Below are 15,246 nucleotides of genomic sequence, written 5' to 3'. Positions count from 1 at the left end.
GGTGATTTGTCAGCACCTGTAAGACTTAAATTATGGTCTTATGAATCCCCGTCCCTTTAGGGCTGGGGAGTTGTCAATATCGTACCAGCGCAACCACAGTCGATCGACTCCCAGATAATCTCCTTGCCACAAACCCAAGCCTAAATCAATCTCAGGCATCCACAGGCGCGAGTCTGAAAGTTCTAATTCTTCATAGCGAGCTCCATCCAATTTAAAAGCTCTCAATCGATTAGTGTAGCGGCTGAAAACAACATAATAAGGAATCCGCAAAACTTGCTCGTAAACCTCCCATTTTCTGAGCGGTTTTTCCTGACTCTGTTCCTGACTTATTTGACCATTATCCACTACGCCTGCGGATGCTGGCGGTACATTTTCCCGATCGTCTCTCAAATCTTCCTTTTCTGTTCCCGGCGAGAGCAATTCTACAATCACAAAAGGATTAACACCCTCTTGCCAAACAACATAACTCAGCCGCATATCGACTTCATCGTACAATCGGGAAACTCCCACAACTCCAAACCAATCCGGGCGCTTGTACCAAAGCGGGTGACGCGAGTCGTAGTAAAGATTCATGTCAGCCCCGCTAAATATTTGGGCAGCGGAATATCTGGAAGGGCGGAAGGTATAGCTGAGCAACTGCGGTTGCAAGCCGTGAAATTCGTCGGGCAAACCAGGTTCCTCCGGATTTTCGCTAGGTAGATCGTACATCGTGGGGAGCGTTTCTTTGGGCGATCGGGGCGGTTCTGTTTGAGGCACGGGATATTTAGGAAACATAAGCATTTTGGGGAATAGTTGATATTATTTTAACTCAAGCAACCAGAAGCAGGTGGCTGATTTCCCAGCATCTAATTTCGTTAAATTCAAAAGGTTTGTAGTGAGGACTTTAGTCCGCATTAAATTCTACGGACTAAAGAATGAAAATTTAATAACTTAAGCTATTGACTCGTTACCAGGCTTGGCCTGGCAATGCAGATCCGGAGGCTCTGCCTCTCTTTACATCTCAGCTTGTGGAAAGAAAGAAGTGTGGTAGATGTTTAATTTATTTATTAAATTATGCGGACTTTAGTCCGCACTACAAACCTATTTCTTCCAGCTAACAACTTAGTTGCCCGCAAGCTTTCACTGGCTTTTGTTAAAAGAGAAATTTGTTCTGGGATCAAATCGGTACTCCTTCTCCGCGAACATTTAGAAAGAAAGGACTTTTCTCTTGCTGAAAACGTGCTGCGGAGGCGAAAGTCCGAGAAATTACTACAGTACGATCTAAGCACAAAGCGGCAACAAATTCACTGGTGCGAGCGATTTCTTTGCCAGCACTCACAGGTTCGTTCAAAACAACCAAAATATCAATATCAGAATTTGGTTGTGCGTCTCCTCTGGCTTGGGAACCGTAAAGGATTAACTGTACAAGTCTATCGCCGTACAAATCATTAAAGTAGTGACGCAATTCTGCTAAAATTTCTGGTAAATTCTCGTTCATATTGTCAGTGTATTAAGTTCAATGTTAGACAATACTATGATAATCTGGGCGGGATGACAGGGCCATCTTATTTTTATTTAGATGTTGCTTAAGCCCGCCCTAAAAGTGCGATCGCTCAACCGATAATTTTCTTAATCAAATCCAACTTACCTAGATAGGGAGCATAGCGCCATTTTAAGTCAAGTAAAAATGACTTTTGCAGCACACTTTTTTGATGTGAAAAAGTGTCAAAACTGGCTTTTCCGTGATAGCTGCCGGTGCCGCTGTCGCCAACTCCGCCAAAAGGTAAAGTTGTGACTCCGACTTGCATAACCGTGTCGTTGATGCAAACTCCGCCGGAAGAAGTTTCCCGCAAAACTCGCTTTTGTTTATCTTTATCTTTTGAAAACAAATACAAAGCTAGGGGTTTGGGGCGGGCGTTGATTTGGGCGATCGCCTCTCCGAGCTCTTCATACTCCAAAACTGGCAAAATCGGCCCAAAAATCTCATCCTGCATCACTGGCGAATCCCAGGAAACCTTGTCGATTACCGTCGGGGCAATATATTTATCTTCGGCGTTGGTTTGGCCACCCGCGACAATTTCGCCGTCTTTGATAAACTCTGTCAAACGTCCTAAATGATGCTGATTGATAATTCGGGAATAGTCGGGACTTTGCTGTGGATCGTCGCCATAAAATTCGTGAAGTGCTGCTTTAATTGCTTGCATTAAAGCGGGTTTAACTTTTTTATCAACTAATAGGTAATCTGGGGCGATACAAGTTTGACCAGCATTGATGAATTTCCCCCACGCAATCCGTTTAGCCGTGTATTCAACTTGAATATCTGAGTCTACAATGCAAGGACTTTTGCCGCCCAATTCTAATGTTACAGGTGTGAGGTGTTTGGCGGCGGCTGCCATGACTATTTTACCGATTTTTGTGCCTCCGGTAAAGAAGATGTGGTCGAATTTTTCGGCTAATAATTGTTGGCTGGTTTCGACTCCTCCTTCGATGGCTGCGATGTAGGCGGGATCGAAGGTTTTGGAAATCATGTCGGTGACAACTTCGGAGGTGTGCGAGGCGATTTCTGAGGGTTTGAGGATGGCGCAGTTGCCGGCGGCGATCGCCCCGACCAAAGGTGATATCATGAGCTGAAATGGGTAATTCCAGGGCCCGATGATTAAAACTACGCCCAGAGGTTCAGGGTAAATGCGGGCTGATGCGGGGAATTGATCGATCGATGTCGGCACTTTTTTGGGCTTGGCCCACGATTTCACGTTTTTGATCGCATAATTAACTTCTGCGATCGATGCAATTTCAAAATAAGCCTCATACTCCGGCCTGTTCAAATCAGCCTTGACAGCATCGACAATCCGTGATTGATTGGAGACGATCGCACTTTTGAGATGCTTGAGTTGTTCGATCCGAAAATCCACATCTTTAGTTTTTCCAGTCGCAAAAAATTGTCGCTGCTGGCGGATAATATCGCTGACACTCAATAGCATATTTTCTCCTGAATCTATATATATAAATGTTACAATAAAAAAATGAAAATATCAAAAAGCCATTTTTTATCTTCCTGCTTATCATTACTTTGCTTGTTTGCAGTCACAAGCTGCAATTCTACTTCTCAAAAACAAATTGTTATTTGCTCGAAAGACTTTACAGAACAAGTCATCTTAGCAGAAATTTTAGCTATTCACATCGAAACCAAAACAGATATCAAAGTAGAACGCAAACTCAACCTCGGAGGCTCGCTTTGCCATCAATCCCTAGCAACGGGTAAAATCGACTTGTACGTCGAATATACGGGCACAGGTTTTACCAACATTCTCAAACAAAAGCCGATTTCTGACCCCAAGAAAGTCCTCGATTACCTCAAACAAGAATATCCCAAACAGTTTCAAGCAGAATTGACTGAACCGCTGGGATTTAATAACGGTTTTGCGATTATTATGCGCGGAGACGATGCCAAAAAACTCAACTTGCAAACTCTATCCCAACTAGGAAAAGCTGCACCAAAATTGCGCGCGGGTTTCGGCCCGGAATTCAAAGAGAGAGAAGATGGATTTCCCGGATTAGCTAAAACTTACGGGATTAAGTTTGCCGAAGAACCGAAGGAGTTGCTGTTAGGATTGCTTTATCAAGCGCTGCAACAAAAAGAAGTAGATGTGATTGCCGGTAATACGACGGATGGTTTGATTCAAAGTTTGGGTTTAGTAGTCCTGAAAGATGACAAGAACTATTTTCCGCCCTACGAAGCTGTTCCGGTTATGCGATCGCAAATTTTGGAGAAATACCCAGAATTGCGCCCAGTGCTCGCAGAGTTGGGCGGCAAAATCTCCGAGGAAGATATGCGAAAACTCAACTATCAAGTTGATGGAAAACAGGAGGATGCCGCCCAAGTGGCGCGGCAGTTTTTGCAGCAAAAGTTGGGCGAGTCAAAGCCTGCGACTCCGGCGAAATAAGGGGAGGAATTATGCAAAAAGTGGTTTGACACGCTACGTATGGTAAGGTATGCAGCGCACACACACACAAATACTTCTCGCGGATGTCGGCGTTAGCTTAATTTGCCAAGCTGCAAAACAGGAGCTTTTATTGATTCAATCTGGGACTCGGCAACTTCAACTGTAATTGCTTCGACATTGAAACCCTCTAAACTATAACCGTCTTCTTGACCTTCCGGCATCGGGTAATGCTCAACAATAGTTGCTACAGCACCTTTTTTTAGATTGTAATTGGGGATGTCTTCGCGCAATGCTACTTGTGAAAAAAGTCCAAATTTCATGGCGGATTACCTCTTGTTAATCAGGAACTAATGTAACAAATCTCGTTTCGGATAAAGTGACTATCCAAACGGTTTTGACTTGTAAAGTTCTACCGTTTGGCCCTGTTAAACTACCTCGAATCATGTACTTTTGACCGTATTTTGTGTTTTCCATTGGCTCCGCTTCCAATGAAAGTATCTGGACTCTCAAATCTCGCTCAAACTGCTGCCAGTTTTCTAGATTGTAACCACCCCGAGCGAGAAACTGAGATTTGTCATCTTTAGGAAGCCGGATCAATAAATAGTTCGTCAGCTTTTCTGAAGGAATCACGGAGTTAAGGCTAAGTTGTGCCATGCGGTGAATTTTCTCTTAAGTTCCTTCGCTCAGCCTCCGCAAATTTAAAATATCGCTCATATTTTTAATCTGCATACAAGTCCGCTCAAACTGTTCTTTATCCTGGATATCCATGCACAAGTCAATTAATGCCGGCAATCCAGGATATGTTTTGACTTGAGCGCTGCGGACGTTCACTTTGTTGTCCTTCAAATGCGATAATACATCATTGAGAACTCCCACTCGATCGAGGGCTTCAACTTGAATGTTAACCGGATAAGTATTGGGGCGAGATTCATTGCGGTTGCTGGAATTCCAACTCACGGGAACTAACTTGTCTCCAGGCACATTCTCAACATTTGAACAGCCTTGGCGATGAATCGAAATTCCGCGCAGGCGAGTCACAACTCCAATAATTGCTTCTCCGGGAATTGGACAACAACAGCCTGCTATATGGTAGAGCAATCCTTCTACACCTGCGATCGGCGATTTGCTCGGAGATGAACTCGGTACGGGTTTCGGTGCAGTCGATGCCGGTATTAGCTGCGGCAATTCGTGGGTTCCTCCCGGTGCGGCTTCTATTTTTTGCTGCACTTTTACTAAATCTCGCAGGCGATTTACTACGAGGTTTAGGGTGACTTCGCCGTAGCCCAAACCTGCGATTAAGTCTTCGACGCTGTGGTAGTTGCAGCGGTGAGCTACTGATTGCATGGGCTCGGATTTTAGCAAGGATTCTAAGCCGTTTTTGCCTAATTCTTTTTCGAGCAATTCCCGCCCGCGAGCGAGGTTTTCATCTCGGTGCGATCGCTTTAACCACTGCCGAATTCGGTTTTTTGCTCCGTTTGTCTTGACAAAATTCAGCCAGTCTGAGCTGGGATGGCCGTTTTTTTGGTTCAAGATTTCTACAATGTCGCCATTCTTTAAAACCTTGTCTAGTGTCACCATTCGCCCGTTGACTCTGGCGCCGGTGCAGTGATTGCCAATTTCTGTGTGAATGCGGTAAGCAAAATCTACGGGTGTTGATCCGCTGTTGAGTGCAATCACGTCTCCGTTAGGAGTGAAAACATAGATATCTTCGTCGAATAAGTTGTCTTTAATGCTTTGTAAATATTCGCGATCGTCTTTGAGATCGGTTTGCCATTCTAGGAGTTGTCGCAGCCAGGTAAATTTTTCGTCGTCGCCGGTGACTGTGGTGTTGGAACCGCCGGTTTCTTTGTATTTCCAGTGGGCGGCGATGCCGTATTCGGCAATGTGGTGCATTGCTACGGTGCGAATTTGTACTTCGATGGGGCGCCCGCTGGTGCCGATTACTCCGGTGTGCAAAGATTGATAGCGGTTGGCTTTTGGTAAACCGATATAATCTTTGAAGCGGCCGGGAATTGGACGGAATGAATCGTGGACGATCGCCAAAGCCCGATAACAGTCATCATTAGTTTCTACTATGATCCGCACCGCAGCCATATCGTACACTTGGTTGAACCCTTTTTGGCGGCGCTGCATCTTCCCATAAATCCCGTACAAATGTTTGGGACGGCCGCTGACTTCGTAGCATTTAATGCCTAAACTGTCAAGTCTTTCTCGCAAACTATCTGTGACTTCTGCGAGTTGAGTTTCTCGATCGGCTCGCTTGACTGCCACCAAGTCCTGAATTTCGCGGTAAGCTTCCGGTTCCAGGTATTTAAACGCTAAATCTTCCAATTCCCACTTAAAGCGTCCGATACCCAAACGGTTCGCCAGGGGAGCAAAAATATCTCGGGTTTCTAGGGCAATGGTGCGCTGCTTTTCTTCGGACAAATGCTCCAAAGTCCTCATGTTGTGCAGTCTGTCTGCTAGTTTGACAACAATCACGCGAATATCTTTAGCCATTGCGAGAAACATTCGGCGGAAATTTTCGGCAAGGCGCTCTGTTTTGCTGGAAAAATTAAACTTAGAAAGCTTGGTGACACCTTCGACTAATTGTCGTACTTCCGCGCCGAACCGCTGTTCTATTTCTTCGAGACTAATATCTGTATCTTCCACGATGTCATGGAGGAAACCGGCGGCAATCATCACGCTGTTGCCGCCCATATACCGGAGTATTCCAGCTACAGCTACGGGATGGCAAATATAAGGTTCTCCAGATTTGCGGTACTGTCCTTCGTGCAAGTCGCGGGCAAATTCAAAGGCTCGACAAATTAAGCTGTTGCTAGTCGGACAACTGGATTTGGGGTCTACTTCTACGGGCGATCGAGAATTCAGGCATTCTTGCAGCCAATCGGGAACTACAGCAGGATCGATCGAAGGAGAGGGAGTTAGAGTGTTCGCGTTCATGGGGTACACCTTTAAAACTTAGAAATACAAATGGTTAAAAGCTGGTTTTTGCTTGAATTGCCAAAATTATGTGTTTAGTTATACTAAACTAATTGAATGCCACAATTTGCAATCCCAAAAAATAGTCGATTTTTTTGTTAACTATATCTATCTAATGGGGATCTGCCCCCCGTCGCAGGTAGGAAAATATATTGACTCCACTACCGCCACTGCGATCGGTCGATCGGGTAAAATAAGGATATTTTGGCGGTAGCAGTGGACGTAGCGGGCGATCGGCATTCACGGCAAACGCTAAACTAAAAGCAGAAGCCAGAGCGATCGAGTCAGGGCTGCCAGTGATGAAATTTTCTCAGAAAACCGGGAATTGCTGCAAAAATGCACGGCTTCCCTTAATATGAGCAAAGCTTAAGCAAGAATCTACTTTGATTATAAAGAAAAATTTGTTTACAAAACATGATATTGTCCGAAGACCGCCGCCAGTGCTACCAAGAATTACAGCAAGCACTCGAACAGCTACAAAGAACTGCTGCACAAGATAATCTCGATCGAGCAGCGCTGGCGATCGAATACAGAAAAGTGCAACAATTTTTCGGGAACCAAATTATGAGAGCCCCCAGCGGCGAGTTAGACACCTCAGACACACCCCCAGAGCAGTCCTATTTGACGGAAATTCACAAGCAACTGCGGTTATTGGGGACAGATGTCACGTTTTTGCAAGCTGCGAAGCAGCCAGCGACAGCAGAGGCGAGGCAAAGTGCAGCTAATTCGCGAATCAACACGCTAATTGGCTACTGCGGTGCGGTGCTGCAAAAAAATTCTGGTGCTGAGCGGGCCCGTCCAGATGCAGAATTAATAACTGAATTAACAGGGAATAAAGAAGGCAAGGAGAAATAAAGCGGTGGAATGTCCAAAATGTAAACATCCCAACTTAGAAGGAGGCACCTTAGCCGGCAGTATGTCGGTGCAGTGGTGTCCCAACTGTTACGGTATCTGGATTCCAGGCAGAGAATACGAAGCTTGGCAGAAAGAGCAGAGCCAGTGGTACAACAAATCCGAGAAACCTGAGGCGACAGGGACTCTCGGCATAGAATTCACGCCATCTCCCTACGACAGCAAAGCAGCACTGTGTCCCGAAGACGGTCACTATTTGTCGCGGGCGAAAGTTCCGTTTAGCAGAGTGCCCTTTTACATAGAGCGCTGTATGCTGTGCGGGGGAATTTGGTGCGACAACGGCGAGTGGGACATTCTCGAAAGTCTAGGATTCCATACCGAGATTGACAAGATGTTTTCTCCCAACTGGCAAGCAAAGGCCCGCGTGCAAGAGCTCGCCTCTCGCGAGCGTCAAGTGCTGACGGAGAAGCTGGGGCCAGATATCGCCGGATATGTGTTGGAACTTGCGGAAGTTTTAGCAGATCATCCCCACGCTGATTGTGCGGCAACTTATATACTGCGGAGAGCTGAGTTGAAGCGAAGGGAAATTTAGTCAGTTGACAGTTGACAGTTGTCAGTTGACAGTTGACAGTTGACGGTTGACTGTTAACGGTTGACTGTTCACTGTTGTTAGTAAGCGGTTGGTCGGTTAAGCTGTTGCGCATTTAAACTGGAAATTCTGGACGCTGCTCAGAGCAACGTCCCACAAGAGTTTTATTGATTTTTGACATACAATTTAAGTGCAGAACAGCTTAATGATGTAGTGATAAAATCTTTGTTTGTAGCAATTTATATTGGTATTTAAAAACAGCATATCGGTCTCTTGCCAATAACTAATAAGTCCTGAAGAATACTAATAGCTAACAACTAACCGTCAGTATATTGACAAATAACAAATAACAAATAACAAATAACAACAGTTAACAGTTAACTGTCAACAGTTAACTGTTGACAGACAACAGACTAAGGACTAATGACTAATGACTAATGACTATTCTTTGTTTTCCGTTGAAAATTTGCGAGTAGCTTATCCTCAGCGGCGGGGCCAATCCGGTTGGGCGGTTGACGGCGTTTCCCTGACGCTGGAAGCAGGGGAAAAACTGGGATTGGTTGGGGAGTCTGGCTGCGGTAAGTCAACTTTGGGAAGGGCGGCGATGCGGTTGTTGCCGGATTCGACGCTGATTGAGGGGCGGGTTGGTTTTGCGGGTGAGTCGGTGTTTGAGATGAATGCTTCGCGGCTGAGACGGTTTCGGGGCGAAGCTGTGGGGTTGATTTTTCAAGATCCGATGACTCGTCTCGATCCTTTGATGACTGTGGGAGAACACTGCATTGAGACTTTGCAAGCTCACATACCGAATTTGGATCGCAAGCAAGCGAAGAAACGGGCGATCGAGATTTTGGAAGCTGTGAAAATTCCCGCCTCTCGCTGGTCACAATTTCCCCACGAATTTAGCGGCGGGATGCGCCAAAGAGTGGCGATTGCTTTGGCTCTTTTGCTCGATCCGAAATTAATTGTGGCGGATGAACCGACGACGAGTTTGGATGTAACTGTCGCCGCCCAGATTTTGCAGGAATTAACGAGACTCTGCGCGGAACGGGGAACGGCTATTTTGCTAATTTCTCACGATTTGGCGATGGTGGCTGAGTATTGCGATCGCATTGCGGTGATGTACGGCGGTAAAGTCGTGGAAACTGGGCCGGTGCTGGATGTGTTTGAACGCCCGCAACACGAATATACTCGATCGCTCCTCAAAGCAGCTTTGCACATTCAGAAGGAAGAAGGAAGAGGGCAGAAGGAAGAAGGAAGAGGGCAGAAGGAAGAAGGAAGAGGGGAACGAGAAAATTATCAGGTTCAATCGCAGTCAAATTCGCCTCTGTTGACAGTGACGAATTTGCAGCAGCACTACAGTTTAGAAAGCAATTTATTAGACCAATTATTTTCGAGGAATCGCCAGGTAATTAAAGCTGTAGATGGGGTTAGCTTAGAGCTAGAACGGGGGGAAATCCTAGGGCTGGTAGGGGAGTCCGGCTGCGGCAAAAGTACGTTATCGCGATCGATTTTGCAGCTAATTCCCCCTACTGGCGGCAAAGTGGAATTTCAAGGAATAGATATCACTGCCCTGGGGCGCGATGCTGTCAGGAAGCACCGCCGTCAAATGCAAATGATATTTCAAGACCCCCACGCTTGCTTGAATCCGATGATGACTGTGGGACAAAGTATTGCTGACCCTTTGTTTATTCACAAATTAGCTAATGCAGAGGAAGCTAAAAAACAAGTAATCCAAATGTTAGAGCGGGTGGGTTTGACTCCTGGGGAGGATTTCTTTCGTCGCTATCCGGGGGAACTTTCAGGCGGACAACAGCAGCGGGTTTCGATCGCGCGGGCTTTGATTACTCGGCCGCAACTGATTATTTGCGATGAACCGGTGAGTATGCTGGATGCTAGCGTGCAGACTCAAGTATTAGAACTGATGTTGGAGTTGAAGCAGGAATTTAATTTGACTTATCTGTTTATTACGCACGATTTGTGGGTGGCGAGGTTTTTTTGCGATCGCATTGCGGTAATGAATGCCGGAAAAATTGTCGAAATCGGGAAGACTAGGGATATTTTTACTAATCCGCAGCACCCTTATACTCAGCAGTTATTGCAGGCAGCTCCTTTATTGGCTCGAACTCATTGACACTCCCCAGCCTAAAGGCATGGGGATTCTTGATTCACAGAATTGACTTGCCGATGCAGAATTGCTTCAACATCGGTAGCGGTCATTTCTCCACAAGCGTTTAGGGTATTACCCCAAGTTCCGGTATGCTCTACCGTACTTAATCCTCGACCGAAGATGACTCTAGCTGCATTCCAATCTCTGTCCATCACACATCCACATTTACAAGCGTGAGTTCGTGTTGATAGACTTTTCTTCACAATCGTTCCACAGCTATAGCATTCCTGGCTTGTCCCGTTGGGTATTACGGCGATCGTAATTCTTCCGAATACTTTACCGAAATACTCCAGCCAGACTCGGAACTGATACCAAGAAGCGTCGTTAATTGATTTAGCCAGACAGTGATTCTTCACCATATTTTTAATCCTCAAATCTTCGTAAGCTACACAGTCGTTAGACTGGATTACGCACCGTGCTAATTTCACAGCATGGTCTCTACGTTGCCTACTTATTTTGAGGTGGCGCTTCCCTAGAATCACCCTAGCTTGACCTCTATTCTTAGAGCCTTTAACGCGCTTTGAAACACGTCTATGGGCTTTGTTTAATTTACGCTCTCCTTTGGCAAGAAATCGTGGGTTTTCAACAGCAATACCTTTGGAATCGGTGTAGAATTCTTTCAGCCCCACGTCTAATCCGATGGCACTACCTGTGACTTCAATCACTTCGGAGCGGTCAGCCTGAATACAGAATTGGACGTAATACCCGTCTGCACGCTTTACCAATCTGACTCGTTTAATTTGAGTACATGAGTAAAAATGCAAATCCCGTGTCCCTTTTAGCTTGAGTCTCCCGATGCCATTTTTATCTGTAAAGGTGATCTATTTTCGATCTGACGCCAATTTCCAACCGCTAGTTTTATATTCAACTGAGCGGTTGTCTTTTTGAAATTGCGGAAATCCTTTCTTGCCAGCAATCTTCTTTTTACAATTGTCGTAGAATCGGGAGATCGCAGACCATGCTCTTTCGGCGCTAGACTGCCGAGCCATGCTGTTTAATTGATCGCAAAACGGAAATTCTTTAGCTAAAACAGCACTATATTTATTCCGGTCAAATTTGTCAACCTTTTTGTTGTCCATCCAAAATCGCAACGCTTTGTTGCGGATGAACTGCACTGTTCTAATTGCTTCATTAACCGCGTTAAATTGCTCTGGTTTCCGGTATGCTTTAAATTCAAAAACTAGCATGACCTCGACCTCATCACTATATTCTTATGCTAGCTGTACCAGACTAAGATTTTTGGTTTTGTTGCAAATATTTACTTATGTCGTAAGCTTAAAAAACAAGCCGTCCTAGAATGACGGGGTTTTAAACCCAATTTATTGATAAAATTGGCGCAATCTGATATCAGCCACGAACTTCTAGATGGATTTCGGAAATTTCTGGTTAAATTGGTTAAAGTGAAGGCATAGTTTTCAAATCATCCCACGGACACCAAACACTATATGGCAAAATCTGACCTAGGCAGTTTTGCGGTGGAATCCGAAGCCTCACTCGCAATCGCAGAGGATGAGGACACCGAGATCGATCGTCCGACGGTAAGTAGAGCGTCAGCATACAACAGTTGGTCTGCCGACGATCCCGTGGGAGCTTTGTTCAAAGAAATGGCTCGCTATCCTCTACTGAGTGCCACCGAAGAGGTGGAGTTGGCACGCCGCGTTCAAGAATTGGTAGCCCTTCAGGAACTAGAAGAGCGTTTAAAGCAGGAATTGGACAGAATGCCAACAAAAGCTGAACTCGCGTCGGCTTTGGGAGTGAGCGAAACTCAACTGCAACAGCTTCGCCACCAGTGTCAGTCGGCGAAACGGAAAATGATCAGCTCAAATTTGCGCTTGGTGGTTTCAATTGCCAAACGCTATCTCAATCGGGGCGTACCTTTTCTAGATTTAATTCAGGAAGGAGCTTTAGGTTTGAATCGAGCCGCCGAAAAGTTCGATCCTGAGAAGGGTTATAAGTTTTCTACCTATGCCTATTGGTGGATTCGCCAAGGAATTACCCGGACAATTGCCAATCAAGGGCGGACAATTCGGTTGCCGGTTCATATTGTCGAACAGTTAAATAAACTCAAAAGAGTTTATCGGGATTTGAAGCGTTCTCTTCAACGCAATCCCACTGAAACTGAACTTGCTAAAGAAATGGAAGTAACTTCCGAACAACTTCGTTACCTCCAGCAAGTACGTCGGCAATCTTTGTCTCTCAACCACCGTATCGGCTCGGAAGAAAGTTCGGAACTTTTGGATGTTATTGAAGATAACTCGACCCAATCTCCAGAAGCTCAGATGAATGAGATGATGATGCGCCAAGATATTTTGGAGGTGTTAGATAATATTTTGACTGAGCGGGAAAAAGAGATTGTTGCTATGCGTTACGGTTTGATAACTGGCGAACCTTACACTTTAGAAGAGGTCAGCAGTTTGTTCAATTTGTCCCGCGAACGAGTCCGTCAAATTCAAAATAAGGCAATGCGAAAGCTGCGCCGCCCTCAAGTGACGGAACGATTAAAGGGCTGGTTGAAATAAGCTCGAAAACATTGAGTTTGCATTTTGAAAAGTCTTAAATATCGGACGGCGAATGGAATTCGCGTCTAAACAAACAAAACCCGCCTCCGCGGGTTTAATTGGTTCCCAGGCTCATGCCTGGGAATCGATATCTAGAGGCTCTGCCTCCATTGTCCCAAACGAGGTAGAGCCTCTGAATCTACGTTACCAGGCTCCTGCCTGGTAACGAGTAAAATGACTAATAACTAATGACCACCCTTCGGCTCCCCTCGGCTACGATCGGGGCAAGTCGCTCGGAGGGCAAGATGACTAATGACTAATGACTACTGACTACTGACTACTGACTACTGACTACTGACTATTGACTTCTGACTTCTGTTATATTTAATTGTTGATTGTCGCTTATTAGTTATTGATTTATGTCTGATGAGGTGATTTTGCGCCCAGCTACCCGCGCCGATGTGCCGGTGCTGTTTGATTTGATTAAGGCTTTAGCTGAGTACGAAAAGTTATCTCACGCGGTAACAGGTAATGCGGTAGATTTGGAAAATCATTTGTTTGGTTCGCGCCCTTTTGCTGAAGCGATTTTAGCAGAATGCGAAGGTCGAATTGTGGGCTGGGCACTGTTTTTTTACAATTATTCTACTTTTTTGACTCAGCCGGGGATTTATTTGGAGGATTTGTTTGTGCTTCCTGAGTTTCGCGGGCGGGGAATTGGTAAGTCTTTGATTGTTTATTTGGCGCAGTTGACAGTGGAAAGAGGTTGCGGGCGTTTGGAGTGGAGTGTTTTGGATTGGAATGAATTGGCGATCGGATTTTACCAGGGTATCGGTGCTGATGTGATGCCCGATTGGCGCATTTGCCGGGTTGCGGGCGAGTCTTTGGCGACTTTGGCCTCGAAGATAAGAGTCGGCGATTGAAGTCGTGACTATACAAACGAAGTCCACTCCAAGCAGACTCAGAAATCAAGTAAATAATTGCCAAAAATATAGGAAAATTTAAGTGATAGTAGATTTTGATTGAGAGAGTAGATCGTGATTATTTGGGTAAACGAGCAAATCGATCCGTCGGGCATTCTTTATTCTTGTATAGCTTGTTGCGATGAGACTCAAGCAAAGGAATGCCACGCATCTTTTGAGCAGAATTTGACGGCCGAGCAAAAACAGCAGGGCTGGGTTGCTACGTTGCGGACTGTTAGTTCTTGGGATGATGTGCCTGTTAATGCTTTGAAATTGAATTGATGAGTGCAAGTCAATCAGCAGATTTAGTCTCGCCGTGTTTCGAGTCTAGGAAAACGGCAGGAAAATGTGGCGCGTCTGTTGGCAGATTTTCGGGCCCGCAGTGCGGCGGACACGCTAGGGCGAAAAACCGTGCAAGTGCGATCCTCTTCGTTAGCGGAGTCCTCGTCTGCGAGGGCTCCGCTAACGACAAATTCGGATTTCTCAAACGGGTTTGAAACTGTAACTTAATTTATGGACAAAGCTACCCATCCTTTACTATTTGGGTAGCTTTGTCCGCGCCATTCGTTGCGATCGCATCACCCCAGACTATTTGCCCCTAGTTCAATTTGTTTTTGGCTCTGTGCCATTGGATTACAGATGCGGGCGTCTTGCGTTATGGGAATGGTGCATTTGGACTCATTATAATTTTTTTTACCTGCCATCTTGACAGCAGGAAGTCGTATATAATACGAAGGACAATACATTTACTCATGTCGAGTCAAATGCAGTTAGTAGAAAAACACGTAATTAACAGACAGCATAGATTTTGGAAAGAATGCGACCACTTAGCATTACAATCAAAACATCTATACAACTCTGCTAACTACATCCAGCGCCAATATTTTTTTGTCAATAAAAAGTATTACAACTCCATCAATATTTATCACCAGACTAAGAACTTAGAAGCTTATAGGTATCTACCAACAAAAGTTAGCAAACAGATTGTTCGTAGAGTTGCTGAGGCTTGGAAAGGATGGTTAACTGCACTTAAAGATTGGTCAAAATACCCTGAAAAATATCTTGGCAAACCGAAAATACCAGGATACAAGCATAAAGAGCATGGTAGAAATGTTGTAATTTATCCGATAGATGCAATATCAAAACCTGCTTTGACTAAAGGGAGTGTTAAACTATCTCAGACTAATATTGAGTTGGCTACTCAAGCTAAAAATGTAGACCAAATAAGGATTGTCCCCAAGCTTGACCATTATGTTATTGAAGTTGTTTACACAGT

The 15,246-nt window shown here is 45.1% G+C and carries 14 protein-coding genes and 2 pseudogenes; 9 read left to right on the top strand and 7 right to left on the bottom strand.

Going from position 1 to position 15,246, the window contains the following annotated elements; genetic code table 11:
* Positions 1–30: 30 nt before the first annotated feature.
* The 3 genes from QUB52_RS26740 to QUB52_RS26730 form a co-directional block, all read right to left on the bottom strand.
* Entirely contained in the window at positions 31–774 is a 744-nt protein-coding gene (locus QUB52_RS26740; protein ID WP_332975339.1) for a Uma2 family endonuclease, read from the bottom strand.
* 382 nt (positions 775–1,156) lie between these two features.
* Entirely contained in the window at positions 1,157–1,477 is a 321-nt protein-coding gene (locus tag QUB52_RS26735) for a nucleotidyltransferase domain-containing protein (RefSeq protein WP_265233064.1), read from the bottom strand.
* A gap of 115 nt (positions 1,478–1,592) precedes the next feature.
* Positions 1,593–2,960: an aldehyde dehydrogenase gene (locus tag QUB52_RS26730; protein WP_332975338.1), complete on the bottom strand. Its 1,368-nt coding sequence runs from the start codon at positions 2,958–2,960 to the stop codon at positions 1,593–1,595.
* A gap of 42 nt (positions 2,961–3,002) precedes the next feature.
* Between QUB52_RS26730 and QUB52_RS26725 the strand changes: the two genes are divergently transcribed.
* Positions 3,003–3,923 carry a glycine betaine ABC transporter substrate-binding protein gene (locus QUB52_RS26725; RefSeq protein ID WP_265233066.1) on the top strand — a complete coding sequence of 307 codons (921 nt, stop codon included), beginning with the start codon at positions 3,003–3,005 and terminating at the stop codon, positions 3,921–3,923.
* A gap of 92 nt (positions 3,924–4,015) precedes the next feature.
* On the opposite strand, the gene QUB52_RS26720 is transcribed toward QUB52_RS26725, so the two are convergent.
* Genes QUB52_RS26720 through QUB52_RS26710 form a run of 3 tightly spaced genes read right to left on the bottom strand, consistent with a single transcriptional unit; the run spans position 4,016 to position 6,866 of the window.
* Positions 4,016–4,243, bottom strand: coding sequence for a DUF4926 domain-containing protein (locus QUB52_RS26720; RefSeq protein ID WP_265233067.1), 228 nt, complete (start codon positions 4,241–4,243; stop codon positions 4,016–4,018).
* 16 nt (positions 4,244–4,259) lie between these two features.
* Positions 4,260–4,577, bottom strand: a complete 318-nt coding sequence (locus tag QUB52_RS26715; RefSeq protein WP_332969067.1) for a DUF6883 domain-containing protein — start codon at positions 4,575–4,577, stop codon at positions 4,260–4,262.
* A gap of 15 nt (positions 4,578–4,592) precedes the next feature.
* Positions 4,593–6,866: a RelA/SpoT family protein gene (locus QUB52_RS26710; protein WP_332975337.1), complete on the bottom strand. Its 2,274-nt coding sequence runs from the start codon at positions 6,864–6,866 to the stop codon at positions 4,593–4,595.
* Positions 6,867–7,319: 453 nt separating this feature from the next.
* On the opposite strand from QUB52_RS26710, the gene patD reads away from it, so the two are divergent.
* From patD to QUB52_RS26695, 3 genes are all read left to right on the top strand, one after another.
* A complete protein-coding gene (gene patD, locus QUB52_RS26705; RefSeq protein ID WP_265233070.1) occupies positions 7,320–7,760 on the top strand; it encodes a heterocyst frequency control protein PatD in 441 nt (146 codons plus the stop codon).
* A gap of 4 nt (positions 7,761–7,764) precedes the next feature.
* Entirely contained in the window at positions 7,765–8,349 is a 585-nt protein-coding gene (locus tag QUB52_RS26700; RefSeq protein WP_265233071.1) for a TFIIB-type zinc ribbon-containing protein, read from the top strand.
* Positions 8,350–8,776: 427 nt separating this feature from the next.
* Entirely contained in the window at positions 8,777–10,477 is a 1,701-nt protein-coding gene (locus tag QUB52_RS26695; protein WP_265233072.1) for a dipeptide ABC transporter ATP-binding protein, read from the top strand.
* An 11-nt stretch (positions 10,478–10,488) separates the two neighbouring features.
* Here the strand turns inward: QUB52_RS26695 and QUB52_RS26690 are convergent.
* Positions 10,489–11,700, bottom strand: a pseudogene (locus tag QUB52_RS26690) (RNA-guided endonuclease InsQ/TnpB family protein).
* A gap of 258 nt (positions 11,701–11,958) precedes the next feature.
* On the opposite strand from QUB52_RS26690, the gene QUB52_RS26685 reads away from it, so the two are divergent.
* The 5 genes and pseudogenes from QUB52_RS26685 to QUB52_RS26665 form a co-directional block, all read left to right on the top strand.
* Positions 11,959–13,032 carry an RNA polymerase sigma factor, RpoD/SigA family gene (locus QUB52_RS26685; protein WP_265233073.1) on the top strand — a complete coding sequence of 358 codons (1,074 nt, stop codon included), beginning with the start codon at positions 11,959–11,961 and terminating at the stop codon, positions 13,030–13,032.
* A 398-nt stretch (positions 13,033–13,430) separates the two neighbouring features.
* Entirely contained in the window at positions 13,431–13,931 is a 501-nt protein-coding gene (locus QUB52_RS26680; protein WP_265233074.1) for a GNAT family N-acetyltransferase, read from the top strand.
* Positions 13,932–14,045: 114 nt separating this feature from the next.
* Positions 14,046–14,252, top strand: a complete 207-nt coding sequence (locus QUB52_RS26675) for a glycogen debranching protein (RefSeq protein ID WP_265233075.1) — start codon at positions 14,046–14,048, stop codon at positions 14,250–14,252.
* Complete coding sequence (locus QUB52_RS26670) at positions 14,252–14,467, top strand: hypothetical protein (protein WP_332975336.1); 216 nt, start codon at positions 14,252–14,254, stop codon at positions 14,465–14,467. The genes QUB52_RS26675 and QUB52_RS26670 overlap by 1 nt, the downstream gene beginning before the upstream one ends.
* Before the next feature lie 267 nt (positions 14,468–14,734).
* Positions 14,735–15,246 (top strand): annotated as a pseudogene (locus tag QUB52_RS26665) (RNA-guided endonuclease TnpB family protein); the annotation flags it as partial.

Origin of the sequence: Microcoleus sp. A6-C6 (genome assembly GCF_036705955.1) — a bacterium.
Taxonomy (GTDB): Bacteria; Cyanobacteriota; Cyanobacteriia; order Cyanobacteriales; family Microcoleaceae; genus Microcoleus.
The sequence above is the reverse complement of the archived record's forward strand: the minus strand, read 5'-3'. Positions and strand labels throughout refer to the sequence as shown.

Coding starts and splice junctions, on each gene's coding strand:
- QUB52_RS26725 (WP_265233066.1), top strand. CDS start 3,003: ATGAAAATATCAAAAAGCCATTTTTTATCTTCCTGCTTATCATTACTT.
- QUB52_RS26740 (WP_332975339.1), bottom strand. CDS start 774: ATGTTTCCTAAATATCCCGTGCCTCAAACAGAACCGCCCCGATCGCCC.
- QUB52_RS26720 (WP_265233067.1), bottom strand. CDS start 4,243: ATGAAATTTGGACTTTTTTCACAAGTAGCATTGCGCGAAGACATCCCC.
- QUB52_RS26730 (WP_332975338.1), bottom strand. CDS start 2,960: ATGCTATTGAGTGTCAGCGATATTATCCGCCAGCAGCGACAATTTTTT.
- QUB52_RS26710 (WP_332975337.1), bottom strand. CDS start 6,866: ATGAACGCGAACACTCTAACTCCCTCTCCTTCGATCGATCCTGCTGTA.
- QUB52_RS26715 (WP_332969067.1), bottom strand. CDS start 4,577: ATGGCACAACTTAGCCTTAACTCCGTGATTCCTTCAGAAAAGCTGACG.
- QUB52_RS26695 (WP_265233072.1), top strand. CDS start 8,777: ATGACTAATGACTATTCTTTGTTTTCCGTTGAAAATTTGCGAGTAGCT.
- patD (WP_265233070.1), top strand. CDS start 7,320: ATGATATTGTCCGAAGACCGCCGCCAGTGCTACCAAGAATTACAGCAA.
- QUB52_RS26735 (WP_265233064.1), bottom strand. CDS start 1,477: ATGAACGAGAATTTACCAGAAATTTTAGCAGAATTGCGTCACTACTTT.
- QUB52_RS26670 (WP_332975336.1), top strand. CDS start 14,252: ATGAGTGCAAGTCAATCAGCAGATTTAGTCTCGCCGTGTTTCGAGTCT.
- QUB52_RS26685 (WP_265233073.1), top strand. CDS start 11,959: ATGGCAAAATCTGACCTAGGCAGTTTTGCGGTGGAATCCGAAGCCTCA.
- QUB52_RS26680 (WP_265233074.1), top strand. CDS start 13,431: ATGTCTGATGAGGTGATTTTGCGCCCAGCTACCCGCGCCGATGTGCCG.